Origin of the sequence: Streptomyces griseoruber (assembly GCF_001514205.1) — a bacterium.
GTDB lineage: Bacteria > Actinomycetota > Actinomycetes > Streptomycetales > Streptomycetaceae > Streptomyces > Streptomyces griseoruber.
Genome location: NZ_KQ948769.1, coordinates 1,206 through 27,245 on the forward strand (window position 1 = coordinate 1,206; position 26,040 = coordinate 27,245).

The 26,040-nt window shown below is 71.5% G+C and carries 22 protein-coding genes; 14 read left to right on the plus strand and 8 right to left on the minus strand.

Going from position 1 to position 26,040, the window contains the following annotated elements:
* Positions 1-1,508 (plus strand): polymorphic toxin-type HINT domain-containing protein (locus AQJ64_RS18765; RefSeq protein ID WP_280529278.1); only part of this gene is annotated, 1,508 nt, incomplete at its 5' end.
* 31 nt (positions 1,509-1,539) lie between these two features.
* The gene (locus AQJ64_RS18770; RefSeq protein ID WP_055637979.1) at positions 1,540-2,142 is read left to right on the plus strand and encodes a contact-dependent growth inhibition system immunity protein; all 603 of its coding nucleotides are present in this window, start codon (positions 1,540-1,542) and stop codon (positions 2,140-2,142) included.
* A 92-nt stretch (positions 2,143-2,234) separates the two neighbouring features.
* On the opposite strand, the gene AQJ64_RS18775 is transcribed toward AQJ64_RS18770, so the two are convergent.
* The 7 genes from AQJ64_RS18775 to AQJ64_RS18805 form a co-directional block, all read right to left on the minus strand.
* Positions 2,235-3,239, minus strand: coding sequence for a LacI family DNA-binding transcriptional regulator (locus AQJ64_RS18775; RefSeq protein WP_055637980.1), 1,005 nt, complete (start codon positions 3,237-3,239; stop codon positions 2,235-2,237).
* The gene (gene yicI / locus AQJ64_RS18780) at positions 3,239-5,509 is read right to left on the minus strand and encodes an alpha-xylosidase (RefSeq protein WP_055637981.1); all 2,271 of its coding nucleotides are present in this window, start codon (positions 5,507-5,509) and stop codon (positions 3,239-3,241) included. Before yicI ends, AQJ64_RS18775 begins: the two co-directional genes overlap by 1 nt.
* Positions 5,510-5,523: 14 nt before the next feature.
* Complete coding sequence (locus AQJ64_RS18785; RefSeq protein WP_055637982.1) at positions 5,524-6,345, minus strand: carbohydrate ABC transporter permease; 822 nt, start codon at positions 6,343-6,345, stop codon at positions 5,524-5,526.
* On the minus strand, positions 6,342-7,235 hold the full coding sequence (locus AQJ64_RS18790) for a carbohydrate ABC transporter permease (RefSeq protein ID WP_055637983.1): 894 nt from the start codon (positions 7,233-7,235) through the stop codon (positions 6,342-6,344). The genes AQJ64_RS18785 and AQJ64_RS18790 overlap by 4 nt, the downstream gene beginning before the upstream one ends.
* Positions 7,232-8,533, minus strand: coding sequence for an ABC transporter substrate-binding protein (locus AQJ64_RS18795; RefSeq protein ID WP_055637984.1), 1,302 nt, complete (start codon positions 8,531-8,533; stop codon positions 7,232-7,234). The genes AQJ64_RS18790 and AQJ64_RS18795 overlap by 4 nt, the downstream gene beginning before the upstream one ends.
* 228 nt (positions 8,534-8,761) lie before the next feature.
* Positions 8,762-9,685, minus strand: a complete 924-nt coding sequence (locus AQJ64_RS18800) for a hypothetical protein (protein WP_059202780.1) — start codon at positions 9,683-9,685, stop codon at positions 8,762-8,764.
* A gap of 37 nt (positions 9,686-9,722) precedes the next feature.
* Positions 9,723-10,136, minus strand: a complete 414-nt coding sequence (locus AQJ64_RS18805; RefSeq protein ID WP_055632675.1) for an ATP-binding protein — start codon at positions 10,134-10,136, stop codon at positions 9,723-9,725.
* A gap of 174 nt (positions 10,137-10,310) precedes the next feature.
* Here AQJ64_RS18805 and AQJ64_RS18810 point away from each other — a divergent pair, with 174 nt between their 5' ends.
* Positions 10,311-11,162 carry a helix-turn-helix domain-containing protein gene (locus tag AQJ64_RS18810; protein WP_055632674.1) on the plus strand — a complete coding sequence of 284 codons (852 nt, stop codon included), beginning with the start codon at positions 10,311-10,313 and terminating at the stop codon, positions 11,160-11,162.
* Positions 11,159-11,356, plus strand: a complete 198-nt coding sequence (locus tag AQJ64_RS46090) for a DUF397 domain-containing protein (RefSeq protein WP_079061775.1) — start codon at positions 11,159-11,161, stop codon at positions 11,354-11,356. The genes AQJ64_RS18810 and AQJ64_RS46090 overlap by 4 nt, the downstream gene beginning before the upstream one ends.
* Here AQJ64_RS46090 and AQJ64_RS18815 read toward each other — a convergent pair.
* A complete protein-coding gene (locus tag AQJ64_RS18815; protein ID WP_240512524.1) occupies positions 11,292-12,656 on the minus strand; it encodes an MFS transporter in 1,365 nt (454 codons plus the stop codon). The two genes, AQJ64_RS46090 and AQJ64_RS18815, sit on opposite strands and share 65 nt — an antisense overlap.
* Before the next feature lie 83 nt (positions 12,657-12,739).
* Here AQJ64_RS18815 and AQJ64_RS18820 point away from each other — a divergent pair, with 83 nt between their 5' ends.
* The 10 genes from AQJ64_RS18820 to AQJ64_RS18865 all read left to right on the plus strand — a co-directional run bounded on the left by AQJ64_RS18820 (position 12,740) and on the right by AQJ64_RS18865 (position 26,029).
* Positions 12,740-13,717: a LysR family transcriptional regulator gene (locus AQJ64_RS18820; RefSeq protein ID WP_055632673.1), complete on the plus strand. Its 978-nt coding sequence runs from the start codon at positions 12,740-12,742 to the stop codon at positions 13,715-13,717.
* A gap of 358 nt (positions 13,718-14,075) precedes the next feature.
* Positions 14,076-14,720 (plus strand): hypothetical protein, encoded by a 645-nt coding sequence (locus tag AQJ64_RS50170; RefSeq protein ID WP_059202781.1) that lies wholly within the window; start codon positions 14,076-14,078, stop codon positions 14,718-14,720.
* A 222-nt stretch (positions 14,721-14,942) separates the two neighbouring features.
* Entirely contained in the window at positions 14,943-17,108 is a 2,166-nt protein-coding gene (locus AQJ64_RS18830; protein ID WP_079061776.1) for a bifunctional polysaccharide deacetylase/glycosyltransferase family 2 protein, read from the plus strand.
* Complete coding sequence (locus AQJ64_RS18835; protein WP_059202783.1) at positions 17,105-18,301, plus strand: acyltransferase family protein; 1,197 nt, start codon at positions 17,105-17,107, stop codon at positions 18,299-18,301. The genes AQJ64_RS18830 and AQJ64_RS18835 overlap by 4 nt, the downstream gene beginning before the upstream one ends.
* Before the next feature lie 120 nt (positions 18,302-18,421).
* Complete coding sequence (locus tag AQJ64_RS18840; protein WP_059202784.1) at positions 18,422-19,846, plus strand: nitrate/nitrite transporter; 1,425 nt, start codon at positions 18,422-18,424, stop codon at positions 19,844-19,846.
* A gap of 109 nt (positions 19,847-19,955) precedes the next feature.
* On the plus strand, positions 19,956-21,131 hold the full coding sequence (locus tag AQJ64_RS18845; protein WP_055638569.1) for a uroporphyrinogen-III synthase: 1,176 nt from the start codon (positions 19,956-19,958) through the stop codon (positions 21,129-21,131).
* A 113-nt stretch (positions 21,132-21,244) separates the two neighbouring features.
* On the plus strand, positions 21,245-21,865 hold the full coding sequence (locus tag AQJ64_RS18850; RefSeq protein WP_055638570.1) for a CGNR zinc finger domain-containing protein: 621 nt from the start codon (positions 21,245-21,247) through the stop codon (positions 21,863-21,865).
* Between the two features lie 337 nt (positions 21,866-22,202).
* Positions 22,203-22,724: a sigma-70 family RNA polymerase sigma factor gene (locus AQJ64_RS18855; protein ID WP_010039908.1), complete on the plus strand. Its 522-nt coding sequence runs from the start codon at positions 22,203-22,205 to the stop codon at positions 22,722-22,724.
* A 50-nt stretch (positions 22,725-22,774) separates the two neighbouring features.
* The gene (locus AQJ64_RS18860) at positions 22,775-23,551 is read left to right on the plus strand and encodes an anti-sigma factor family protein (protein ID WP_055638571.1); all 777 of its coding nucleotides are present in this window, start codon (positions 22,775-22,777) and stop codon (positions 23,549-23,551) included.
* 96 nt (positions 23,552-23,647) lie between these two features.
* Positions 23,648-26,029: a HelD family protein gene (locus tag AQJ64_RS18865; RefSeq protein ID WP_055638572.1), complete on the plus strand. Its 2,382-nt coding sequence runs from the start codon at positions 23,648-23,650 to the stop codon at positions 26,027-26,029.
* Positions 26,030-26,040: the final 11 nt, after the last annotated feature.

Here is a 26,040-nt window from a genome sequence, read left to right on the forward strand (position 1 = left end):
CGGCCCAGCAGGCGGCGGACTCGGCCGACCGCAAGGAGGCCAACGACCAGGTGCAGTCGGGCGCCGGCACCGGCGAGAACGGTGTCTTCTACGTCATCGAGAAGATGACCGACGCGGCCCCGGCCAAGCAGCTCAACAAGTGCGACTACACGCTCCAGGGCTGCACGGTGACGTACGAACTGCACCTCGACCTCACGGTCAGCTACTACCTCTGCACCAACCCCGACGTCCCCGCCACCGAGTCGGGCTGCCCGGCGGAGGACACGCTCTTCCTCAAGACGGTGGTCCTCAAGAACCAGAAGCAGGAGTGGACGCACCACTTCACCGCCGGTGACATCACCCGCCTCGGCTGGCAGGCCCTCTTCGGGGACACCCTGGGCGCGGTCCTCTACGAGGTCGTCCTCGGCGACGCCGTCCGCTGCTACCACGGCGACGCCGCGGGCTGCGCCTGGTTCGCGTCCAACTTCATCCCGGGCAAGGCCTTCACGAAGGTCGCGGAGGGGCTCCGCGCCCTGGACGCCGCCATGAAGACCGGGATCGGGGTCACCGACGCGTTCAAGGCGCTGAAGGCGCTGGACAACGTGGACCCGGAGACGCTGGCCCAGATCGAGCGCAGTGTGAAGGCGTACGAGGACGCGCGCACGGCGTGCAAGCTCAACAGCTTCCCCGGCGCCACCGAGGTGGTCCTGGCCGACGGCAGCCGCAAGGCGATCCGTGACGTCCGGCTCGGCGACCTGCTCCTGGCCACGGACCCGCTCACCGGCCGGACGCAGGCCGAGCCGGTCACCCGCACGTTCTCGCACCCGACCGAGGACCTGTTGGACATCACCCTGGCGGACGGCGGGCGTCTGACGAGCACGCCGGGCCACCGCTTCTACGTCACCGGCCGGGACTGGACCCTCGCGTCCGACCTGCGCGCCGGCGACAGCGTGCGCACCTCCGACGGAACGGTCCGTACGGTGGCGGCGGTGCTCGACCGCGACGACCGGGCACCCCGGACGGTGTACGACCTGACGGTGTCCGGCCTGCACACGTTCTACGCGGTGGCGGGCAGCACTCCGGTGCTGGTCCACAACTGCAACGACATCGTGTTCGACGGTCAGAAGTTCCCCGGCCTGGCGCACACGATCACGGAGCACGTGAAGCCCAACAGGGCGGAGGCCGAGGCCCTGGCTGCCCAGAAGACGGTCAAGTACAACAAGGACACGCCGAACAGCGTGTGGGTCGACCAGGACACGGCCCAGAAGGTCGTCGACGCCGCCCTGGCCGACAAGGCGAGCATGATCAGCAACTGGCTCAGGGGCAGCAAGAACGAGCTGGACTGGTCGGGGTTCTTCGGGCCGAAGGACCAGTCCCTCGGCACGGTGTACTACGACAACAGGACCGTGGTGAGGGACCCCAAGGCCGCGGGCAACGGCTACTACATCAAGCTGGTCAGGGCACCGAAGGGGCCGGGGATTCCGAAGCACCCCCGGGGCTACTACGTGCAGACCTGCTACCCGAAGTAAGCCTGCTGTCCAAGCAAGGAGGAGACACGCGGTGCCGCGATTCACCGAGTTCGGTTTCGGAGTCCCGTGGGTGATGGGGTTCTTCCACCAGGACTGGATCCACGACGGGCCCACGGCCACCGACGTCGTGGCGAAACACCTGGCGGAGGAGAGCGACGAGGAGGTCCTCGCGGTACGCCGGGACGCCCTGGCGCTCGCCGACCGTCTGCCCTCGGAGACGCTCGAGGTGCTGTGGACCGCCGGAGCCCAGTACATGCCGGGTTTCGTGGGGACCACGGGAGCCGAATGGACCCGGACGGTCGTCGGACTGTGCGACGCCGTGCTCTCCACGCGGGCCGATGTGCGTCCCCTCACCGGTGCGGACACGGAGGACGGCCGGTCCCACCGGGACGCGGTCGTCGCCGAGATCGAGCGGGCGCGGTTCCTCACGGCCGAGGTGCGTGAGGCGCTCGTCGACTGCGCCCGCGACTGCACCCCGGATCTGGCGCTCCGCGTGCTGCTGAACGCCGTCGAGTACGCGCCCGGCGCGACGCTGTCCCCCGAGCAGTACCAGGGGATGGAGAGCATCGGGACGGCCCTCCACTACGGCGAGTTCGTGGTGGACCGCGTCCGGTACCTGGTGGAGACGCCCTGACCGGAAGACCGGGGCCCGCACTCACCCGAGTGCGGGCCCCTTTCTCATGCGGTCATGCGGTCAGGCGGTCAGGCGGGCATGCGGTCAGGCGGTCAGGCGGTCGTCCGCGCCGCCGTGCTCGCCCGTCGGTTCAGGGTCGGCTGGAGGAGGGTCGCCTCCGGTACGAGACCGCCCGCCAGTTTCTCCATCAGCAGGTCGACCGCTCGCTCGCCCACCTCCGCCGACGGGAGCGCCACGGAGGTGAGGTGGAGGCGGTCGGCGAGTTCGTCGGGGCAGATCGCCGCCACGGAGAGGTCTCCGGGGACGCGGAGCCCGAGCTGTTCGAAGGCGCTGACGAGGGGTTCGAGGACCGCCTCGTTGTGGACGACCACGCCGGTCAGCGCGGGCTGGTCGCGCAGGAGGCGTTCGGCGACCTGCCGGGCCGCCGCCGGGGTCGCCTCGCAGGGGTGGACGGCCGAGGCGAGCCCGCCGCGGTCGGCGGCCGCGGTGAAGCCCTGGACGACGCGCTGGGCGAACGCCGTCCCGCGCACGTACACCTCCGGCGGCGACCCGACGAGCGCCACCACCCGGTGCCCCAGCCGGGCCAGATGCTCCACACACCGCTCGCCCGCGCTCCGGAAGTCGAGGTCGATGCAGGTCAGCCCGGCACAGTCGCGCGGGAAGCCGATCAGCACGGACGGCCGGTCCAGGGTGCGCAGCAGCGGCAGCCGGGGGTCGTGGAGCTGGACGTCCATCAGGATCAGCGCGTCGACCAGGGCGGTGTCCGCGACCCGGCGCAGACCGTCCTCGCCCTCCTCCTGGGTCAGGAGCAGGACGTCGTGGTCGTGGCGTCTGGCCGCCGTCACCACCGACGCCACGAACTGCATGACCACCGGGACATGGATGCCGGCCCGCAGCGGGGCGACCAGCGCCAGGACGTTGGAGCGTCGGCCGGCGAGGGCCCGGGCGCCCGCGTGCGGGCGGTAGCCCAGCTCGCGGGCGGCCGCCTCGACGCGCTGCCGGGTCGCCGTGGAGATCGGGCGTTTGCCGCTGAGGGCGTACGACACCGTGCTGGCGGAGACCCCGGCCCGCCGCGCCACATCCGTGATCTTCGCCATCAGCGCAGCTCCAGCGTCAGGAAGCCGGTGCCCGCCGCGGCCCGGGTCACCCGGTCCCCGGCCGCGAGCGCCCAGGGCGCCGGGGAGTCGCCCGCCGAAGCCCGCAGGGTGTCCGCTTCCCGTACGACGGTGAAGACCGTGTCGCCGACCCGCACCGTCACCTCCGTCCCCCGCTCCAGGCCGTACGTCCGCAGGGTCACCCCCTCGGCGTGCGGATAGTCGGGCCGGTCGGCGTGCGCGCCCACCGGGAGCACCGCGCCCGGCCGCACCAGCAGCGGCAGACTGCGGAACCCGTGCCGTTCGCGCACCCAGCGCGGTCCGGTCACCGTGCGTCCGGTGAGGAAGTGGGTCCAGGTGCCCTCGGGGACGTAGTAGGTGACGTCCCCCTCGTCGCTGAAGACGGGGGCGACCAGCAGATCCGGGCCGAGCATGTACTGCCGCTCCACCTGTGCGCACCCGGGGTCGTCGGGGAACTCCAGCACCATCGCCCGCATCACCGGCAGCCCCTCCTCGTGGGCGACGCGGGCGACGTCGTAGAGGTACGGCATGAGCCGCAGCTTCAGCCGGGTGAAGTGCCGCAGGACGTCCACCGACTCCTCGTCGAACAGCCAGGGGACGCGGTACGAGGAGCTGCCGTGCAGCCGGCTGTGCGAGGACAGCAGTCCGAAGGCCAGCCAGCGCTTGAACAGCGCGGGTGTCGGGGTGCCCTCGAAGCCGCCGATGTCATGGCTCCAGAAGCCGAAGCCCGACAGGCCGAGCGACAGCCCGCCGCGCAGCGACTCGGCCATCGAGGCGTACGTCGCCTCGCAGTCGCCGCCCCAGTGGACGGGGAACTTCTGGCTGCCGGCCGTCGCCGAGCGGGCGAAGACGACCGCCTCGCCCTCGCCCCGGTGCTTGCGCAGGACGTCGAAGACCGTGCGGTTGTAGAGGTACGTGTAGTAGTTGTGCATCCGCTCCGGGTCGGAGCCGTCGGACCACTCCACGTCCAGCGGCACCCGCTCGCCGAAGTCGGTCTTGAAGCAGTCGACGCCCTGCGCGAGCAGCGCCTCCAGCTTGGACGCGTACCACTCGCGGGCGCCCGGACTGGTGAAGTCGACCAGCGCCATGCCGGGCTGCCACATGTCCCACTGCCAGACGCCGCCGTCGGGGCGGCGCAGCAGATGGCCGAGCGCCCTGCCCTCGGCGAACAGTGGCGAGCGCTGGGCGATGTACGGGTTGATCCAGACGCAGACGTGCAGGCCCTTGGCCTTCAGCCGGGTCAGCATGCCCTCCGGGTCGGGGAAGACCCGGGGGTCCCAGCGGAAGTCGCACCAGTGGAACTCCCGCATCCAGAAGCAGTCGAAGTGGAAGACGGACAACGGCAGTTCGCGTTCCCGCATGCCCTCGATGAAGGAGGTGACCGTCTCCTCGTCGTAGGAGGTGGTGAAGGAGGTCGACAGCCACAGGCCGAAGGACCAGGCGGGCGGGAGCGCCGGGCGGCCGGTGAGGGCGGTGTACCGGCGGAGGATGTCCTTCGGGGTGGGGCCGTGGATGACGTAGTACGTCAGCTCCTGGGTCTCCGCGCTGAACTGCACCCGGGAGACGGCCTCCGAGCCGACCTCGAAGCTCACCTTGCCGGGGTGGTCGACGAAGACGCCGTAGCCGGCGTCGGTGAGGTAGAACGGCACGTTCTTGTAGGCCTGTTCGGTGGCCGTGCCGCCGTCGGCGTTCCAGATGTCCACGACCTGGCCGTTCCTGACGAGCGGGCCGAAGCGTTCGCCGAGGCCGTAGACCGAGGTGCCCACCCCGAGGTCGAGCTGTTCGCGCAGATAGTGGCCGCCGGTGGCCGCGTCCCGCAGGATGGCCATGCCCCGGGGGCCGCTGGTGGTGAGGGTGCGGCCGTGGGCGCGGAACTCCACCCGCCAGGGGCCGGAGCGGGCCACTCGGACCGACAGCGCGCCGGAGGTGAGGGTCGTGTGGTCGTCGTCGTGGGAGAGGAGGGGTGAGGCCTCGGACCCGGTGAGGTCGAAGACGGGCTCGCGTGGCTGTCCGCCCGTGAAGTGGCGCAGGGTCAGGCCGATGACGTCCGGCATCGGGGTGCGGACGGTGAGCGTCATGACCGGTCCCGTCATCAGGTCGCCGCGGCTGCGGACGGGCCGGGTCGGGGCGTGGATCTCCAGGGCGCCGGCGTCGGCGTCGGCGCCGTCGGGCTCGGTGACGTCGAGGACCTCGGCCGGGTACGCGGCGGTGACGCCCTCGCGCAGCAGCCAGTAACCGTCGGAGAACTTCATGGGTGGGGGTCTCCTTACTTCACGGCGCCCACCGCGATGCCGCGGGTGAGCGTGCGCTGGAAGACGAGGAAGAAGACGAGCGCGGGCAGGACGCCGAGCAGGGCGGCCGCGTTGGTCATGGTGGCGTCCATCAGCCGCTGGCCCTGGAGGACGCCGAGGGCCACCGACACGGTCTGGTTGTCGTTGGAGATCAGCATGACCAGCGGGAGCAGGAACTCGTTCCAGGTCCACACGAAGAAGAAGACGAGGAGGACGCCGAGCGTGGGACGGCTGACGGGGACCACGATCCGCCACAGCACCTGCCATCTGCCGGCGCCGTCGATACGGGCCGCCTCGAGGATCTCCCGGGGGAATCGCCCGAGCACCGACGACAGGAGATACGTGCCGAACGCCGCCTGGATCACCGTGAAGACGATGATCACGCTCAGCCGGGTGTCGTACAGGCCCGCCTGCTTGCTCAGGTAGTACACGGGGTAGACGAGCGCCTCCTGCGGCAGCATGTTCGCCAGGACGAAGAAGGCCAGCACCCAGGTGCGGCCCCTGATCCTTCCGATGCCGATCGCGTACGCGTTCAGGACGGAGAGGAGCACGGCCCCCACCGCCACCGAGCCGCTGATCAGGACCGAGTTGATGAGCTTGTGGCTGTAGTCGACCCGTTGCCAGAAGTCCTTCAGACCGTCCAGGTAGAGGCCGTCGGGCAGGCTCAGCGGGCCGTCCTGCGCGTACTCGGCCGGGGACTTGACCGCGTTCACCGCGACGATCAGGAACGGCACGACCATGAAGAGGGCCGCGACGCAGAGGGCCAGCAGCACCGTGTGACGGCGCAGGGCGGTCATAGGTCCTCCGCACGGCTCTGCAGCTTCAGACCGAGCACGGCGAGGGCGAGGATGATGACGGTCAGCACGGTGGAGACAGCGGCGCCGTAGCCGACCTGGGTCTTCTCGAAGAACGTGGTGAAGGAGAAGTAGGACGGGACGTCCGTCGCGCCGCCCGGTCCGCCCTTCGTCAGGACGTACACCGCGCCGAACACCTTCAGCGCGGCGATCGTGCACCAGGTCAGGACGACGTACGTCTCCGGCCGGAGCTGCGGCAGGGTGATGTGCCGGAAGCGGCGCCACCAGCCGGCGCCGTCCAGTTCGGCCGCCTCGTGCAGGTGCGGGTCGATGCGGGCGAGCCCGGCCATGAAGACGACCAGCGGGAAGCCGAGCTGGACCCAGACCAGGACGGCCATCACGGTGGAGAGCGCGAGGTCCGGGTCGCCGAGCCAGTCCTGTTGCCAGGCACCGAGCCCGATCGCTTTCAGGAGGGCGTTGAGGGTGCCGTCGTCCGGGGCGAGGATCCAGCTCCAGACGATGCCCGCCACCGCGACCGGCAGCACCTGGGGGAGGTAGAAGCAGGCCCGCAGGATCGCCGCGACCCGGCTGCCGACGTGTGTGCCGATGTAGTCGAACAGGGCGGCGGCCAGGACGAGCCCGAGCGCCGTCGGGATCGCCGCCATCGCGACGACCATGAAGAGACTGTGCCGGAAGGACGCCCAGAACGCGGAATCGTGCGCCAGTTCCCGGTAGTTGTCGAGCCCGGACCACTCGGGGCGGCCCACGCCCTGCCAGTCGGTGAAGCCGAGGGCGGTGTTCATCAGGAACGGCACGATCACGACCGCGAGGAAGGCCAGGGCGCCGGGGAGCAGGAACAGGGCGTAGGAGTCGCGGGGGCCGCGCACCGTCATCGCTGCGGCACACCCTTGTCGTACGCCTTCTGCAACGCGTCCAGGTAGGCGTCCGGTTTCTCGCTGCCGGTGAGCAGCTTCTGGGTCTCGGAGACCAGGACGTCGTAGAAGCCGGGGACCGGCCAGTCGGGGTAGAAGGCGAGACCGTCCCTGCCGGACAGCGTGTTGAAGTTGGCGATGAGCTCCTTGGCCTTGGGGTCGGTGATCGCGGCCGGGTCCGCCGCGACCGGGACCCCGCCCTTGTTGCCGAGCAGGTTCTGGATCTTCTTCGACAGGGTGATGTCGATGAAGTCGTAGGCGAGTTCCTTGTTGCCGGCGCTCTTGGGGACGACCCAGAGGTTGCCGCCGGAGCCGAGGGTGAGGTCCGAGCCCGGCCACAGGGTGGTGCCCCAGTCGAACGTCGTCGCCTCCGCCTGGAAACGGCCGTACCACCAGCTCCCGGAGAACAGGATCGGCGCCTTGCCCCGGATGAAGGAGACCCCGGCCTCCTCGGCCTTGGTGCCGCTGGACTTCTCGCCGAGGTAGCCCTTCTTCACCCAGTCGGCGAAGGTCTCGGCCGCGTACGTCCAGGCCGCGTCATGGAAGTCGGTCTTCCCCCGGTACAGCTCGTAGGAGTCGACCCAGGAGCGGTCGGCCTTGGACAGGGCGAGCTGGTAGAGGTACTGCTGGGCGAGGTACTCGGCGCCGGAGTTGGCGAGCGGGGTCACGTCGTGCGCGACGAAGGTGTCCATCGCCGTGACCAGGTCGTCGAACGTCTTCGGCTCGGCCAGCCCGTACTTCGCGAACAGGTCCTTGTTGAAGTAGACCATCGTGTACTCGGCGTAGTCCGGGACCCCGTACCACTTGCCGGAACCCATGACACCGTTGTCGTCGTACTGGCTGGTGGTGCGCACACCCGGGCTCAGCAGCTTGTCCCAGCCGCGCTCCGCCGCCTCCGCGGACAGATCGGTGAGCAGCCCCTGCTTCGACAGCAGGCCCGCCGTCGCGTTGCCCTTGTTGTACTCCATGAGGTCGGGCGCGTCGGAGGAGTTGAGGACCATCGGGGCGGTCTTCTGGATCTGCTCGAAGCTCTTCTCCTCGAACTTCACCTTCACGCCCGGGTGCTGGGCCTCGAACTCCTTGATCGCCTCCGCCCAGGCCACACCCATCGCGCTGGTGGGGCCCTCGTAGTGCCACAACCGCAGGGTCTTCGGATCGGAGCTGCCGCTGTTGTTCGTGCCGCCGCAGGAGGCCAGCAGCAGGGCACCCGCCAGGGCCCCCGCCGCACTCGCCACCGCACGCCTTCTCGCCGTCAACATCCTGTGCCTCCGGGGGAGTTCGGGATGGTTCTCTCGGGCAGGAACAGCCGTCACGCGGCGTTCGACGAGGTCGTCGAACCGTTTCGATGCGTGACGTCGAAGCGCTTCGACGGGGGAAGGTAGGGGGCGGCTGTGACGTGCGTCAATGGGGTGGGCGGGAATTGGCCGGTGGTGTGCGCGGCGCGGGGGCCCGGCGTCCGGGGAGCCGGGCCCGCGTCGGGAGTGTGTCTACTCGACGGCGGTGAAGAGGTCGTCGGCGGTGGTGGCGTGGACGGCGCGCTGGGACCAGGTGGTGAGCTGGTCGAGGTCGGTGCACGCGTCGACGCGCTCGCGCACGGAGTCGGGGACGTCGATGCCGCGCCAGCGCAGGATGTTCAGGACCATCTCGGCCCGTTCCTGGACCCGGCCTTCTTCCCGCCCCTCTTCCCGCCCCTCTTCCCGCCCCTCTTCTCGCCCCTCTTCCCGGCCTTCCTCGGCCCACGGGTGCCGCCAGAAGTACTGCATCGCCGTCATCAGGTCCCTCCACATCTGCCGGGCCTGGGCATCTGCCAGGCACGAGTCGACGAACTGCGCGAGCACCGCGGCGGTCTCGCGGTCCATGGTCCGCAGGGCGGCTTCCAGCGATTCCAGTATCGCCGGGGCCTGCCGTCCACGGCCGTGTGTCATGGCCGAGAGCACCGCAAGGGGCGGATCCTTCTTGGCCTCCCGCTCGGTCGCGATGAGCGGCACGTTCTCCGGCCCGAGGACGAACGGCCGGACCGTCAGCGAGGGCATGCCGTGCACGCCGAGGTGGATGGGCTCGGCGGCCCATCGGGCCGTGGCCCTGCTCTGGGTGACGACGATGAGGACGGGTTCACTGCGGTACTTCTCGTGGAGGTAGCTGAGGTAGTAGGGCCAGCTGCTGCGTTTGCGCTCGTCCGGCTTGCCCTGCGATTCGACGACCAGCAGGTAGGTCCCGTCGTCGGTCTCGGCCCGCAGCAGGGTGTCGACGCGGCGCTCGACGGGCTCGATCTCGGTGAGGTCGACATTCATCGCCGCGAACTCGCGCGGCTCGGGGAAGGGGATGTGCAGCACCTGCTGGAGCGCGCGGGTGAGGAGTGCGGGGTCCTTCTGGAAGATGCGGTGCAGCGCCTCGTGGGACGAGGTGACCATCAGCTCTCCTGTCTTTCTGCCTGACGTGATCAACGAGCTACGCCGCCGGAAGTTCGCACCACACGAGCTTGCCGCGCAGCCCCAGCCGGGACAGCGGCTGCCATCCCCACAGGTCCGAGCAGGCCCGTACGAGGGCGAAGCCTCGGCCGTTCTCGGCATCTGCGAGTTCGGCGAAGTCACTCGGGGGCTCGGGAGGTGCGGGGTCGGCGTCCCAGGCGCCGATCTGGAGGACGCCGGCGCGGTGGCGTACGCGGAGGCAGGCAGGGCCCTTGGTGTGCAGTACGGCGTTTGAGATCAGCTCCGAGGCGAGGAGCTCGGCGGTGTCGGCGAGGTGTGCCAGTCCGTGCAGGGTGAGGATCAGGCGGAGGGTGCGGCGGGAGACCGTGACCGATCTGGGCTCGGTGGGGATGTACAGGGAGTACTCCCACGGGTCGCAGTCGTTTTCAGGCATGGGGCAGCTCCGACTGTTGAAGAGGGTTCGGTGGCAGTGCCGCAGGCGTCCTGGCAGGACGAAGCGGTGCGCTTCCGCTGAGTGAATGTCGCATCACTGACGGTAAGGCCACAATTTGGGACCGTGCAAGCCGCTGCCGTAATCTGCTACCCGAACGAGTTCAAGGAGGACGTCGTGGCCCGCAGAGCGCAGGTGACTGCACGTCAGGCTCGCCTGGGTGCTGAACTGCGGAAACTACGCGAGGCGGCAGGACTTAAGGGGCGCGAGGCTGCCGCGTTGCTCGGCACGGACTCGGCGCAGATGAGCCAGATCGAGTTCGGCACGGCGGGAGTCAGTGAGGCGCGCGTACGACAACTCGCCGCCCACTACTCCTGCACGGACGCTGAGTTGATCGGCGCACTCGTGGACATGGCGACCGATCGCACCCGGGGCTGGTGGGAGGAGTACCGAGGACTGCTGCCCTCGTCGTTCCTGGACCTTGCCGAGTTGGAACACCACGGCGCGTACCGGCTCGATGTCGAGTTTCTGCACGTACCGGGGCTGTTCCAGACCGAGGACTACGCCCGCGCCGTCTTCTCGTACCGCGTCCCCGAACTGCCGGATGCTGACCTGGAGTTGCGGGTCAGGCATCGGACGGCACGCAAGGCGATCATCATGGGCCCGGCGCCTGTTCCGTACACAGCGGTGATCCACGAAGCCGCGCTGCGTATCCGGGCCTGCGACCGCGCCGCCATGCGGGCTCAACTCATCCGCATCCTTGAGTTCGCGACGGAGAGGCACATCACCGTACGGGTCATCCCCTTCGACCTGGACAGATTCGCCGGCGCCACGAACGCGATGATGTACGTGGGCGGGGTCGTGCCGAAGCTGGACACGGCCCTGCGCGACGGCCCGCAAGGAGCGGGCTTCATCGACTCCGAGGCACAACTCGGCGCCTTTCGGACGCTTTTCCGTAAGGTGGAGTCCGTATCGCTCGAACCCGACCCATCGCGGAACTTCATCCACAGGTTGGCGAAGGAACTGTGACCACTATCGACAACTGGCAGAAGTCATCCTTCTCCGGCAGCGGCGACGGCAACAACTGCCTCGAACTTGGCTCCACCCCCACCACCCTCCACGTCCGCGAAAGCGACACCCCCACCACGGTCCTCACCATCACCCCCGCCGCCCTCGCGCTCCTCCTGGAAGGGATACGCACAGGCGCTGGGCAACTGGGCTGACACCGCCCCGGTGTCGCGACCGCGCGGTGGCGAGCGAGAGAAGCAGGGCCGTGGTCGCCGCGGTGACGGGGACCGCGTAGGCGGTCGCGGGGGAGGTGTGGTCGGCGAGCCAGCCGCCCGTCGCGCTGCCGCAGGCGATGCCGCCGAGCAGGCCGGTCACCGCGAGGGTCATGCCCTCGTTGAGGCGGGCCACCGGGGTGCGTTCCTGGACCAGGGCCATGGTGGTGACCATCGTCGGGGCGGTCGCCGTCCCCGAGACGAGCAGGGCCCCGGCCAGCAGGGGGAGCGAGCCCGCGCCGGCCGCCGCGAGCGGCGGGAGGGTGAGGAGCGTGGCCATCGCGGCCACGCACCAGGGGTGCCGCCGGGCGGCGGGACCGGACGGCCGTATCGCCCCGTAGACGAGACCGGCCGCGCAGGAGCCGGCCGCCTGGAGGGCGAGGACGAGCCCCGCCGCCGTACGGTGACCGCGCTCGTCGGCGAACGCGATCGTCGCCACCTCCGTCGCCCCGAACACCGCGCCCAGGGTGAGGCAGACGCCCAGCAGCGGCGGCAGGCCGGGTGTGCGCAGGGGCGATCGGGCCGCGGGCCGGGGGTGCGGGGGCGGCTCGGTCGCCCGCTGGGCGGTGAACGTCAGGATGCCCGTGACCAGCAGCACCACCCCGGCCAGGGTGCCCGCCTCCGGGAAGAAGGTGCCGCAGAGGAAGGCCGCGGCCACCGGGCCCAGCATGAAACACAGCTCGTCGACGGCCTGTTCGAAGGAGTTCGCGGTGTGCAGGGCGGCCGGGTCGCCGCCCAGGAGATGGTTCCAGCGGGCGCGGGACATCCCGCCGGTGTTGGGGGTCGTCGCGGTGGCGGCGTAGGCGGCGAACAGGGTCCAGTCCGGGGCGCCGCAGTGGACACAGAGCAGCAGGGCGAGGCTGCCGAGCGCGGCGAACAGCGTGGCCGGCACCGCGACCCTGGCCTGGCCGTGCCGGTCGACCAGCCGGGCGATCCAGGGCGCGAGGAGCGCGGTGGCCGCGAGGCCGGTCGCGGTGACCGCCCCGGCGAGGGCGTACGAGCCGCGCGCTCCGGCGATCATCACCACCGCGCTCACGCTGAACATGCCCATGGGCAGCCGGGCGAGGAGGTTCCCGGCGGTGAAGGCACGGGCGCCGGGGAGGGCGAGGAGACGGCGGTAGGGGCCGTGCCCGCGGGAACCGCGGTCGCGGGGGCGGCGCCCGGCACGGCGAGGGGTGAGGTCGGCGATCACGAGGGTGTCGGAGGTGACGGCGAAGAGGCGCTGAGGGTGGCTGTCCGGCATGGAGGAACCGTCTCCCGGGGCTGATCAGGGGGTCCAACACCTTCTCGGTGCCGATTCACGCACCGCCGTTGTAGGTTCGCCGGATGTCCGCACCCGGCCGTACCCATGTCGACCCCCGTCTGCTGCGCGCGTTCCTCGCCGTCGCCGAGGAACTGCACTTCACCCGCGCCGCCGCCCGGCTGTACGTCGCCCAGCAGGCGCTCAGCCGGGACGTACGGCGGCTGGAGAGCGAGCTCGGGGCCGAGCTGTTCGTCCGGACCACCCGGCAGGTGACGCTGACGGCGGACGGGGAGCGGCTGGTGCCGTTCGCGCGCCGGGTGCTTCAGGCGCAGGACGACCTGGTCGCCGCGTTCGGGCGGGCCCGGCCCCTGCTGGTCGACCTGAACTCGCCGAACCTGGCCACCGGGCGGCGCGTCCTGCACCGGGCCCGGGAACTCGCCCCCGAGCTGGAGCTGATGGCCCGGTACGAGAGCGGGCTCACGGGCGCGGCGGCCGAGATCGTCGCGGGCCGGCTGGACGCGTCGTTCGGGCGGTACGCCGGGCTGGACCCCGTGCTGCGGGGGCGGTTGGAGCACCGGCTCGTGCGGTACGAGCCGATGGCGGTGGTGCTGCCCGAGGGTCACCGGCTGGCGGGGCTGACCGAGGTGCCGCTGGCCGCGCTCGCCGGGGAGACGGTGTACGCCGGGGCCGGCAATCCCCGGACGCCGGAGTGGACCGACCTCGCGGAGCGGCTGTTCGAGGGGCGCGGGATCCGTCTCGCGCCGCCCGCGCCGCTCGCCGTCGGGGAGGAGGAGTTCCGGCGTATCACGACGAAGCTGGGCAATCCCGTCCTTGCCGTGGTGGGTTTTCAGGCAATGACGGGGGCCGTCTCGCGGCCCTTGATCGACCCGGTCCCGCTGTCGCCCGTGTCACTGGTGTGGCGAAAGGGGCTGGTCCATCCGGGCCTCGATGCGCTTCGACGGTCCGCGGCCGAGATCGCCGGGGTGGAGGGCTGGCTTCAGCGGCCCACCGATGGATGGATTCCAGCCATGGACATGGGCATGACGTCTGCACACAAATGACACATCGCGCACACGGGCCCCACACCTCCGCTAGATTCGTCGACCTGAGCGCAGTGGGGTAAATGGGGCGCGGATTCCGGGTGGGGACCCGGTCTCGTCGACGTGCGCTCAAGGTCGTAGGCGCACCCTGAACAGGTCTTTGGGGGTAAGTGCGCACGTGAAGAAATGGCGAGAAGACGCCCAACCGGAGCCCTCGGGGTGGCCGGAAGTAGCCCGTCGCAACGGGCAGGCGACAGCCTCGAACACCCTTTCCGAAAACGAACGGTCGAGCAGGCTCTCGGGAGGCCTTGGTGGCTCCGGTGATTCCGGTGATTCCGGTGATTCCGGTGACTCCCGTGAGGGCAACGACCCCGACGAGGTGACCGTCCAGCTCGACACCCCGCACGCGGCCGCGGCGGCCCGGCGATCGGCCTCCGACGCACCCGTGTTCGTCGACGAGTCGGGACGCCGCAGCCGTACCTTCCGCCGCATCGGCATCCTGGCGGGCCTCGCCTGCGGGGCCTACGCCGTCGTCATCGTCGCCACCCTGCTGTCCGGCAACGCCGGTGCGCCCTGGCTGCCCGTGCCGGGCCCGGACGACGATCCGCCGGCCGGCCAGGTCGAGGCCACCCGGGCACCGAGCGCCTCCGCCGGCGCGGCCTCCGGCGCCCCCGGCTTCGCGGCGCCCCGCGGCCCCGGCGTCTCCGCCTCGGCCGGCGCACCGTCCCCGGGCGGCGTGAGCGGCGGGCCCAGCGCCTCCGGCAGCGCCGCGGCACCGACCGGCTCCACGGCCGCCCGCCCCTCGGCGAGCGGCAGCCCCCGCGCCAGTACGGCACCCAGCGCCACCCCCTCCGCCCCGGCCCCCGGCAACCCCGTCGGGGGCGGCTCCGCCAGCCCGCAGCCCGCGGAGTCCACCCCGGCCACCAGCCCCTCGCCCGAGTCCTCCCCGTCCCCGGCGGGCGGCACGGACACCGTCGCCGACGGCGCCCCGCACCCGGCACCAGCGGCGGCCCCGGCGGCGTGAGCCAGGGCCCCGGCCCCTGGCCTGCGGCACTCGTCCCGTGCCGGAGGCCGCGGGGGCCGTACCGCGAGGCCCGCCCCCGCCACCGCGGACCGGGAGTGTGACCGGCCGCGGGCCGACCCGTTGGTTTCCCGCGCCCTGTTTCCCCGGTCCGCCCTCGTTCTCTCCGCGTCCCGTCGTCCCGTCGCCCCGTCGTCCCTTCCCGTCCCCGGAGTACGACCCCTCATGCCTGCACGTACGAACCACCGTTCCCCCCGGCGGCTGATGCCGCCGCTGCGGCTGCGCCGGCTGCTCCCGCTCGTCCTCCTGCTGGCGATGATGGCGATGCTGATGCTGCGCGGCTATGTGCACAGCGAGATCCTCGCCGACCACCGCATCCGCGCCGAGGCCCCCGCCGACCGGGTGCCGCGGCAGATCCTCGACGGCGGACCGGTCGTGGACACCCGGGGCGGCCGGGCCACCAGCCTGGACGTGCCGGACCACCGGATCGTCCTCACCTTCGACGACGGCCCCGACCCGAAGTGGACCCCCGAGGTCCTCGACGTCCTGAAGAAGCACCACGCGCACGCCGTCTTCTTCATCACCGGCACCATGGCCTCCCGCTACCCCGACCTCGTGCAGCGGATGGTGGACGAGGGCCACGAGATCGGGCTGCACACCTTCAACCACCCCGACCTCTCCTACCAGTCGAAGCGACGCATCGACTGGGAACTCACCCAGAACCAGCTCGCCCTGGAGGGCGCGGCCGGCATCCGCACCTCCCTGTTCCGGCCGCCGTACTCCTCCTCCGCCGACGCCCTCGACAACGCGTCCTGGCCGGTCACCCGGTACGTCGGCAGCCGCGGCTACCTCACCGTCCTCACCACCGCCGACAGCGAGGACTGGCGCAGGCCCGGCGTCCGGCAGGTCATCCGCAACGCCACCCCGAAGGCCGGCCGGGGCGCGATCGTCCTGATGCACGACTCCGGCGGCGACCGCGCCCAGACCGTCCGGGCCCTCGACACCTATCTGCCCGGCCTCCGGAAGCAGGGGTACGCCTTCCAGAACCTCACCGAGGCGCTGGAGGCGCCCAGCGCGCACACCCCCGTCACCGGCGCGGACCTGTGGAAGGGCAGGGCCTGGGTGTTCCTGGTGACGACGGCCGACGACCTCACCGGCGTCCTCGTCGTCGGCCTCGCGGCCATCGGCGTCCTCGTCCTCGCCCGCTTCGGCCTGATGCTGCTGCTGTCCGCGGTCCACACCCGCCGCACCCGCCGCCGGGGCTTCACCCGGGGCCCGGACGCGCCGGTCACCGCACCGGTGTCGGTGCTCGTGCCCGCGTACAACGAGGCCAAGTGCATCGAGAACACGGTCCGCTCCCTGATGAGGAGCGAGCACCCGATCGAGGTCGTCGTCATCGACGACGGCTCGGCCGACGGCACCGCCCGGATCGTCGAGGACCTCGCCCTGCCCGGCGTGCGGGTCGTGCGGCAGCACAACGCGGGCAAGCCCGCCGCCCTCAACCGCGGGATCGCCAACGCCCGGCACGACCTGATCGTGATGATGGACGGCGACACCGTCTTCGAGCCGGCCACCGTCGGTGAACTCGTCCAGCCCTTCGCCGACCCGGCCGTCGGCGCCGTCGCCGGCAACGCCAAGGTCGGCAACAAGGACACCCTCATCGGCGCCTGGCAGCACATCGAGTACGTGATGGGCTTCAACCTCGACCGCCGGATGTACGACGTCCTGCGCTGCATGCCCACCATCCCCGGCGCCGTCGGAGCGTTCCGCCGCAGCGCCCTCAACCGGGTCGGCGGCATGAGCGACGACACCCTCGCCGAGGACACCGACATCACCATGGCCCTGCACCGCGACGGCTGGAAGGTCGTCTACGCGGAGAAGGCCCGCGCCTGGACCGAGGCGCCGGAGTCCGTGCAGCAGCTGTGGTCCCAGCGCTACCGCTGGTGCTACGGCACCATGCAGGCGATCTGGAAGCACCGCCGCGCCGTCGTCGAGAAGGGACCCTCCGGGCGGTTCGGGCGCGTCGGGCTGCCGCTCGTCTCCCTCTTCATGGTCCTCGCCCCGCTCCTCGCCCCCCTCATCGACCTGTTCCTCGTCTACGGGCTGCTCTTCGGCCCGACGGGCAGGACCGTCGCCGCCTGGTTCGGGGTCCTCGCCGTGCAGGCGGGCTGCGCGGCGTACGCCTTCGTCCTCGACCGCGAGAGACTCACCCCGCTCATCTCCCTCCCGCTCCAGCAGATCCTCTACCGCCAGCTCATGTACGTCGTCCTGCTCCAGTCCTGGATCACCGCCCTCACCGGCGGCCGGCTCCGCTGGCAGAAACTGCGCCGCAAGGGACAGGTCGCCGCGCCTCCCGGCGAGAGCACGGTCGCGGAGAGGAGCGCGGCATGACCACCACCCGGCCCGCCGACGTCACCGCCCCGGCACCCGCGCCCCGGGGCGGCCGCGACCGCTACTTCGACCTGCTGCGCGCGATCGCCCTCTTCCGGGTCGTCCTCTATCACCTGATGGGCTGGGCCTGGCTGCCCGTCGTCTTCCCCTCCATGGGCGTGATGTTCGCCCTCGCCGGCACCCTCATGGCCCGCTCCCTCGGCAGCCGGCCCGCCCCGGAAGTCGTCCGGGGCCGCATGCGCCGGCTGCTGCCCCCGCTGTGGCTGCTCGGCGCGGTCGGGGTGAGCGGCATGCTCCTGGCCGGCTGGGGACCGGACGACGAGGGCCACCCCGGCTGGTGGTGGCTCCACCTCACCTTCTGGATCCTCCCGCTCAGCGACCCGCCGTACGGCGCGGACCTCCCCGGTGTCCACGGGCTGATCGCCGACGGATGGGCCGTCGACCTCGCCGTACCCCTCTGGTACCTCCGCGCCTACCTCTGGTTCGTCCTGCTCTCCCCGCTGCTGCTGCGCGCCCTGCGGGCCGCGCCCTGGCCGACCGTCGTCGCGCCGATCGCGCTGTCCGCCGCCCTGGAGTCCGGCGTGGTGTCGGTGACGAGCTGGCGGCTGGACTCCAACCTGAGCGACTTCGGTGCCTTCGGCGCGTGCTGGCTGCTCGGCATGGCCCACCAGGAGGGCGTGCTGCGCCGCCTGCCCCGCTATGTCGTGCCGTCGCTGGCGCCCGGGGTGGCCGGATTCGGCCTCTGGTACGCCCTCGGACACGGCTTCGAGGCGGGCCACGACCTGGACGACATGCCGTTCGCCCAGTCCCTGTGGTCCTTCGCCACGGTCCTGCTGCTCCTGCACCTCAGCCCGTCCTGGATGGACTGGCCCCGCCCGCTGCGCCGCTGGGACCGGCTGGTCACCCTCCTCAACTCCCGCGCCGTGACGATCTATCTGTGGCACAACGTGTGCATCGACGCCGTCGCAGGGCTGTGGGACCGGCTGTGGGGCGTCCCCGGCCTGGAGGAGCACGCGTCCTGGCTGCTGGTGAGCCCCTGGCCGCAGCTGCCGGCCGTCTGGCTCCTCACCGCGCTGTGCGTGGTCTGCTTCGGCTGGGCCGAGGACCTCGCGGCCCGGCGCAGGCCCCGGCTGTGGCCCGACGGCTCGCGTAACCTTGCCCAAAACCTCTCACCCGGCCGCCGCCGGAGGTGAGAGCAACGTTCCCTTCCGGTCACCGACAGCCACCGGACCGGAAACGCGCCCTCCCTACCTTCGGGACTCATCACCGCTCATCCCCCCGAACCACCCGAGCCCGGAGCACGTGGAGGCGTCATGACAGCCCCTGGTACAGCCCCCGCACCCCCGTCGTCCCCGACGTCCCCGACGTCCTCGGCGTCCCCCACGAAGAAGGGGAGCCGCTGGATCGAGGAGTGGGACCCGGAGAACGAGACCTTCTGGAACGAGAAGGGCGAGAAGATCGCCCGCCGCAACCTCGTCTTCTCCGTCCTCTCCGAGCACATCGGCTTCTCGATCTGGACGATGTGGTCCGTGCTGGTGCTCTTCATGGGCCCGGAGTACGGCCTCACCCCCGCCGACAAGTTCCTGCTGACGTCCATGGTGACGCTGGTCGGCGCGGTCGTCCGGGTGCCGTACACCTTCGCCGTCGCGATCTTCGGCGGCCGCAACTGGACGATCATCTCCGCCGCGCTGCTGCTGATCCCCACCGTCGCCGCCTTCTCGGTGATGGAGCCGGGGACCTCCTTCTCCACCTTCCTCCTGGTCGGCCTGCTCGCGGGCATCGGCGGCGGCAACTTCGCCTCCTCCATGACCAACATCAACGCCTTCTTCCCGCTCAAGAAGAAGGGCTGGGCGCTCGGTCTGAACGCGGGCGGCGGCAACATCGGCGTACCGGTCCTCCAGCTCGCCGGCCTCGCCGTGATCGGCGCGAGCGGCGGCCCGCGCGTACTGCTCGGGATCTACATCCCGCTGATCCTGATCGCCGCGACCCTCGCCGCGCTGTACATGGACAACCTGGCGTCCGTGAAGAACGACACCGGCGCGGCGATCGACTCCGCGAAGGACGCCCACACCTGGATCATGTCCTTCCTGTACATCGGCACCTTCGGCTCGTTCATCGGCTACAGCTTCGCCTTCGGCCAGGTCCTCACCAACCAGTTCGGCCGTACGCCCCTCCAGGCGGCCTACCTCACCTTCATCGGCCCGCTGCTCGGCTCCCTGATCCGTCCGCTGGGCGGCTGGCTCGCCGACAAGTACGGCGGCGCCCGCATCACCCTCTACAACTACGTCGGCATGGCCGCCGCGACCGCCGTCCTGGTCATCGCCAGCATGCAGAAGTCGCTGCCGCTGTTCGTCTCCGTCTTCGTGGTGCTGTTCGTACTCAGCGGCCTCGGCAACGGGTCGACGTACAAGATGATCCCCGGCATCTTCCAGGCGAAGGCCGTCGCCAAGGGGCTCGAGGGCGAGGAGGCCGCCGCGTACGGCCGACGCCTCTCCGGGGCCTCCATGGGACTCATCGGCGCGGTCGGCGCGCTCGGCGGCGTCGGCATCAACCTGGCCTTCCGCCAGTCCTTCCTCTCCTACGGCTCCGGCACCGGCGCGTTCGTCGCCTTCCTCGCCTTCTACGCGGCCTGCTTCGTGGTCACCTGGGCCGTATACCTTCGCCGCCCGGCGGGGAGGATCACCGCCGCAAGCCCCTCCTCGGAGGCGAAGCCGCAGCTCAGCTACGCCGAGGTGTGACGTAACACCGGCGACATGAAGCCGAACCGAGCCTGTCACGTGCCGTTGACAGGCTCGTCGGCATGTAGGTCATGCAGGAGCAGGGCGACTCGAGCGCGGGACGAGAGTGATGTACGTGGAACAGCAGCGACCGGACGCCACGACCACGGGATCCGTGGAACACGGCCCCCTGGCGGGGTTCACCGTGGGCGTGACGGCCGCGCGCCGGGCCGAGGAGCTCGGCGCGCTGCTCCAGCGGCGCGGGGCGTCGGTGCTGCACGCGCCCGCCCTGCGGATCGTGCCGCTCGCCGACGACGGTGAACTCCTCGCCGCCACCAAGGACCTCATCGACCAGGCCCCCGACGTGGTGGTGGCGACGACCGCGATCGGCTTCCGGGGCTGGGTCGAGGCCGCCGAGGGCTGGGGGCTCGGCGAGCCGCTGCTCACCCGGCTCGGCCAGGTCGAACTGCTCGCCCGCGGCCCCAAGGTGAAGGGCGCGATCCGCGCCGCCGGACTCACCGAGGACTGGTCGCCGTCGTCCGAGTCCATGGCCGAGGTGCTCGACCGGCTCCTGGAGGAGGGCGTCGAGGGCCGCCGGGTCGCCGTCCAGCTGCACGGGGAGCCGCTGCCCGGGTTCGTGGAGGCGCTGCGGGCCGGGGGCGCGGAGGTGGTGGGCGTACCGGTGTACCGGTGGATGCCGCCCGAGGACATCGCGCCGCTCGACCGGCTCCTGGACGCGGCCGTCTCGCGCGGCCTGGACGCGATCACCTTCACCAGCGCGCCGGCCGCGCAGTCCCTGTTCTCCCGCGCCGAGGAGCGGGGCCTGCTGTCCGAACTGCTCGCCGCGCTCCACCACGACGTGCTGCCGGCCTGCGTCGGACCGGTCACCGCGCTGCCGCTCCAGGCGCGCGGCCTGGACACCGTGCAGCCGGAACGCTTCCGGCTCGGCCCGCTGGTGCAGCTGCTCTGCCAGGAACTTCCGTCCCGGGCACGGGCGTTGCCGGTCGCCGGGCACCGGATGGAGATCCGTGGGCACGCGGTGCTGGTCGACGGCTGTCTGCGGCCCGTGCCGCCGGCCGGGATGTCCCTGCTGCGGGCGCTGTCGCGGCGGCCCGGCTGGGTCGTCCCCCGCGCCGACCTGCTGCGCGCGCTGCCCGGCGCCGGCCGCGACGAGCACGCCGTGGAGACGGCGATGGCCCGGCTGCGCACCGCCCTCGGCACCCCCAAGCTGATCCAGACGGTGGTCAAGCGCGGCTACCGGCTGGCCCTCGACCCCGCCGCCGACGCGAAGTACGCGGACGTGTGAGCCGCGACTGAACGGGCCGGACCGGTGGTACGGGGGGTTCCGGCCGGGACGGGAGCCGGGGCACTGTGAGAGGAACGGTTTCCTCAGGAACGCTCCCACGCAGGCGGTGGCGCATGACACTGGGCACGGCCACGGACCCCTACGAGCTGCGGTTCGACGCCGGACGCAGTTGTCTCGACCTCCTCGCGACCAGCCATCCCCGTGAACACCTCGACGGTGTCGGCCCGTTGTGCGCCTGGATCCGCGGCGCCGGACTCGTCCCGCCGGGCACCCCGCTCGGCCACGCCGACACCTCCTGGCCCCTCGCCTTCCGCGAACTGCGCTCCGGCGTCGACCGGTTGGTGCGGGACTGGCTGGCCCGCACCCACCCCGGCCCGTACGACGTCGACCTCGGCCGCCTCAACGACGCCGCCCGCGCGGCGCCGCCCGCCCCCCGTGCCGTGCGCGACGAGGACGGCACCCTCGTACGGAAGTTGGACGGTCCGCCGGAGTGCGCCGCGCTGCTCGCCGCCGTCGCGCGGGACGCCGTCGAACTGCTCACGGATCCCGTGGCGCGGGCGGGGCTGCGGCAGTGCGCGGGGGACAACTGCCCGATCGTCTACCTCGACACCTCCCGTGGCCGGCGCAGACGTTGGTGTTCGAGCGAGGTCTGCGGCAACCGGGAACGGGTCGCACGGCACCGGCGGCGCGCCGCCTTGGCGCGTGACCAACTGCCCGGTATACGCCTTCTCTGATGAGCTGACAGCAATTGCACAGCGTCCCGCGCCGGCCCGGCCGGAAAATTGCCGAAGTGATTTCGACAACATCATGTTTGCCCACGTCTGGGTAAGGGCAGCCCGTGTGATCGCGCCCGTGTGGCGAAAACGTGAAGAAGAAGCGGTGGGAATGTGCCGCCATGTCCCCCTCGTCATGACACCCCGAAGAAATCTGTCGCCTCGGTTTGAACACGGTGAACGCCCCTTCCGTACCTGTCACCGAGCGACCGACTGGGGGATCCCCCGGACACCGGAGGTGGGCGTGCGCAAGGATGCGGCCGTGGCCAATGAACATGGATCGAGGGCCCGACATCGCATGTCCCAGCCCTCGGAGCCCGACGAGGAGCTGATGCGTGCTCTGTATCGGGAGCACGCCGGACCCCTGCTTGCGTATGTCCTGCGCCTGGTTGCCGGAGACCGCCAGCGTGCCGAGGACGTGGTGCAGGAGACACTCATCCGTGCCTGGAAGAACGCCGGTCAGCTCAATCGGGCGACCGGATCGGTACGCCCCTGGCTGGTGACGGTCGCTCGCCGCATCGTCATCGACGGCCACCGCAGCCGGCAGGCCCGGCCGCAGGAGGTCGACCCGTCGCCGCTGGAGGTCATTCCTGCGGAGGACGAGATCGACAAGGCGCTGTGGCTGATGACGCTGTCCGATGCGCTCGACGACCTGACCCCGGCCCACCGGGAGGTGCTCGTCGAGACGTACTTCAAGGGGCGTACCGTCAACGAGGCGGCCGAAACCCTGGGCATTCCCAGTGGCACCGTCCGCTCTCGGGTGTTCTACGCCCTGCGGTCGATGAAGCTGGCTCTGGAGGAGCGGGGGGTGACGGCGTGATGAGCATGTACGGGGGATTCGGATCAGGTGGTGCGGGTATGTCTGGCCCCATGCAGGGATCAGTGGGATCTCCGAGCCCGAGCGAACACGAGACCGTGGGCGCCTACGCTCTGGGCATCCTCGACGACGCCGAGGCGACCGCCTTCGAGGCGCATCTCGCCGGGTGCGAGTGGTGCGCCCAGCAGCTCGACGAGCTCGCCGGGATGGAACCGATGCTCGCCGCGCTCGCGGACCTGCCCGGCTCCGGCACCCCGGCGATCGGCGACTCCCTGTCCGCCCGGCCCAGCCCACGCCTCGTGGAGAAGCTGGTCGACGAGGTGTCCGAACGGCGCGCCCAGAAGCGCCGCCGCTCCTTCTACCTCGTGGCGGCCGCGGCGGCGCTGATCATCGGCGGCCCGGTCGGCGTCATGGCCGCGACCGGCGGCGACGACGGCGGCAAGGCACCCGTGGCGGTAGGCACCGCCAACCCCGCCAAGTCGACCTTCGAGACGCTCTCCGACAAGGTCTCCGCGACCGACTCCGGCACCAAGGTGACGGCCACCGTCGCCATGGGCGAGAAGGCCTGGGGCACCGAGATCGGCGTCGAACTGAAGAACGTCGCGGGCCCCGAGAAGTGCTCGCTGATCGCCGTCGGCAAGGACGGCAAGCGCGAGACCGTCTCCTCCTGGTCCGTCCCGGAGAGGGGCTACGGCCTCCCGGGCGCCAAGACCGAACAGGCCAAGAACCCGCTCTACGTCGTCGGCGGCGCGGCCTTCAAGCCGAACGAGATCGACCACTTCGAGGTCATGACCTTCGACGGCAAGAAGATCGTCCAGGTCGAGGCCTGACGGAGGACCGCGGGCCCGCCTTCGGGCGGGCTCTCGCTTCCATGGGTCCCCTTCGCGTACGGTTGACGGCTGCCCAGCACGTCAGAAGGGGGCCCGGTGGCCGCACAGGCTCAGCAGGAAACCGCGGTCAGCGCCGCACCGGACACGGTCCGGGACCGCGAGATCGGCGTCGAACAGGAACACCTCGACCGGGTGTACCAGCGCCTCGAGGAGAAGATCCACGAGGCGGAGTTCCTCATGAACGACGCGGCCAAGCGTGGCCAGGTGGGAACGCCCGGCGCCCTCGCCGAGCGCGACGCCCAGGTCTTCCGGGCCGGTATCCATCTCAACCGGCTCAACAACGAGTTCGAGGACTTCCTCTTCGGCCGGATCGACCTCCTCCTCGGCAAGGACGGCAAGAAGGGCCCCGACGGCGCCTACACCGCCGTGGAACCCGCCGAGGGCGCCGTACGGCAGGACAACACCGCCGACATCGCCGAGACCCTCCACATCGGCCGCATCGGAGTCCTGGACTCCGAGTACGCGCCGCTGGTCATCGACTGGCGCGCCCCCGCCGCGGCCCCCTTCTACCGCTCCACCCCGGTCGACCCCGGCCGGGTCGTGCGCCGCCGGGTCATCCGCTCCAAGGGGCGCCGTGTCCTCGGCGTCGAGGACGACCTGATGCGCCCCGAGCTGACGGCCTTCCTCGACGGCGGCACCCTGCCCGTCATCGGCGACGGCGCCCTGATGGCCGCGCTCGGCCAGGCCCGCAGCCACACCATGCGCGACATCGTCGCCTCCATCCAGGCCGAGCAGGACCTGGTCATCCGCGCCCCCGCCGCCTCCGTGACCTACGTCGAGGGCGGCCCCGGCACCGGCAAGACCGCCGTCGCCCTGCACCGCGCCGCCTACCTCCTCTACCAGGACCGCCGCAGATACGCCGGCGGCATCCTCATCGTCTCGCCCACCCCGCTGCTGGTGGCCTACACCGAGGGCGTCCTGCCCTCCCTCGGCGAGGAGGGCCAGGTCGCGATCCGCGCCATCGGCTCCCTCGTCGACGGCGCCGAGGCCACCCTGTACGACTCCCCGTCCGTGGCCCGCGCCAAGGGCTCCTCCCGCATGCTCCGGGTCCTGCGCAAGGCGGCCAGGGGAGCACTGGAGCTGGGACCGGGCGGCGCCCGGGCGAACGGCGGCACCGGCGACGGCGACGGACAGCTCGCCTTCGACGACACCCCCGCCGACACCGCGGCGACCACCCCCACCCGGCTCCGGGTCGTCGTCTTCGGGCGGCGGCTGGAGCTGGAGGGCGCCGACCTGGAGCGGATCCGGCAGAGCGCCCTCGGCGGCACCGCCCCCGTCAACCTGCTGCGCCCCCGCGCCCGCAAGCTCCTCCTGGACGCCCTGTGGGAGCGCTCGGGCGCCGCCGGTCGGCACACCGACCCCGAGCTGGCCGCCGAACTGCGCTCCTCCTTCGACGAGGACGTGACCACCGAGGACTCGTTCCTTGCGTTCCTCGACGCCTGGTGGCCCGAGCTGACCCCCGCGGCCGTCCTCGCGGCGATGGCCGACGAGCGCCGGCTCGGCCGCTGGGCCCGCCGGATCCTCAACCCCGGCGAGGTCCGCAGGGTCGCCCGCTCGCTGAGGCGGAACGGCCTCTCGGTGCACGACATCGCGATGCTCGACGAGCTCCAGGCGATCCTCGGCACCCCGGCCCGCCCCCGCAAGAAGCGCGAGTTCGACCCGCTGGACCAGCTCACCGGCCTGGAGGAGCTGATGCCGGTGCGCGAGGAGTCCCAGCGCGAGCGTGCCGAGCGGCTCGCCGCCGAACGCGTCGAGTACGCCCATGTCATCGTCGACGAGGCCCAGGACCTCACCCCGATGCAGTGGCGCATGGTCGGCCGCCGCGGCCGGCACGCCACCTGGACGGTGGTCGGCGACCCCGCCCAGTCCTCCTGGTCCGACCCCGACGAGGCCGCCGAGGCCCGCGACGAGGCCCTCGGCAGCCGGCCCCGGCGACGCTTCCAGCTCACCGTGAACTACCGCAACCCGGCCGAGATCGCCGAGCTGGCGGCCAAGGTGCTGGCCCTCGCCATGCCCGGCGCCGAGTCCCCCTCGGCGGTCCGCTCCACCGGAGTCGTCCCCCGCTTCACCGCCGTACAGGACACCCTCGCCGCCACCGTCCGCGCCGAGGCCGAACGCCTCCTCGGGCAGGTCGACGGCACCGTCGGCGTCGTCGTCGCCATGCAGCGCCGCGAGGAGGCCCGCCGCTGGCTCGCCGGGCTCGGCGACCGGGTCGTCGCCCTCGGCAGCCTGGAGGCCAAGGGCCTGGAGTACGACGCGACGGTCGTCGTCTCGCCCGCCGAGATCGCCGACGAGTCCCCGGCCGGCCTGCGGGTGCTGTACGTCGCCCTGACCCGGGCCACCCAGCAGCTGACGGTGGTGTCGGGGGAGCGGGACGAACCGGACGCGCGAGGGGTGCCCGACCTGCTCAGGGACTGATCCCGCCCGGG

Excerpts from the sequence above, each read along its gene's own strand:
- AQJ64_RS18775 (WP_055637980.1), bottom strand. The coding sequence starts at position 3,239 with ATGGCGAAGATCACGGATGTGGCGCGGCGGGCCGGGGTCTCCGCCAGC.
- yicI (WP_055637981.1), bottom strand. The coding sequence starts at position 5,509 with ATGAAGTTCTCCGACGGTTACTGGCTGCTGCGCGAGGGCGTCACCGCC.
- AQJ64_RS18785 (WP_055637982.1), bottom strand. The coding sequence starts at position 6,345 with ATGACCGCCCTGCGCCGTCACACGGTGCTGCTGGCCCTCTGCGTCGCG.
- AQJ64_RS18790 (WP_055637983.1), bottom strand. The coding sequence starts at position 7,235 with ATGACGGTGCGCGGCCCCCGCGACTCCTACGCCCTGTTCCTGCTCCCC.
- AQJ64_RS18795 (WP_055637984.1), bottom strand. The coding sequence starts at position 8,533 with ATGTTGACGGCGAGAAGGCGTGCGGTGGCGAGTGCGGCGGGGGCCCTG.
- AQJ64_RS18800 (WP_059202780.1), bottom strand. The coding sequence starts at position 9,685 with ATGGTCACCTCGTCCCACGAGGCGCTGCACCGCATCTTCCAGAAGGAC.
- AQJ64_RS18805 (WP_055632675.1), bottom strand. The coding sequence starts at position 10,136 with ATGCCTGAAAACGACTGCGACCCGTGGGAGTACTCCCTGTACATCCCC.
- AQJ64_RS18815 (WP_240512524.1), bottom strand. The coding sequence starts at position 12,656 with ATGCCGGACAGCCACCCTCAGCGCCTCTTCGCCGTCACCTCCGACACC.
- AQJ64_RS18820 (WP_055632673.1), top strand. The coding sequence starts at position 12,740 with ATGTCCGCACCCGGCCGTACCCATGTCGACCCCCGTCTGCTGCGCGCG.
- AQJ64_RS18830 (WP_079061776.1), top strand. The coding sequence starts at position 14,943 with ATGCCTGCACGTACGAACCACCGTTCCCCCCGGCGGCTGATGCCGCCG.
- AQJ64_RS18835 (WP_059202783.1), top strand. The coding sequence starts at position 17,105 with ATGACCACCACCCGGCCCGCCGACGTCACCGCCCCGGCACCCGCGCCC.
- AQJ64_RS18840 (WP_059202784.1), top strand. The coding sequence starts at position 18,422 with ATGACAGCCCCTGGTACAGCCCCCGCACCCCCGTCGTCCCCGACGTCC.
- AQJ64_RS18845 (WP_055638569.1), top strand. The coding sequence starts at position 19,956 with ATGTACGTGGAACAGCAGCGACCGGACGCCACGACCACGGGATCCGTG.
- AQJ64_RS18850 (WP_055638570.1), top strand. The coding sequence starts at position 21,245 with ATGACACTGGGCACGGCCACGGACCCCTACGAGCTGCGGTTCGACGCC.
- AQJ64_RS18855 (WP_010039908.1), top strand. The coding sequence starts at position 22,203 with ATGTCCCAGCCCTCGGAGCCCGACGAGGAGCTGATGCGTGCTCTGTAT.
- AQJ64_RS18860 (WP_055638571.1), top strand. The coding sequence starts at position 22,775 with ATGCAGGGATCAGTGGGATCTCCGAGCCCGAGCGAACACGAGACCGTG.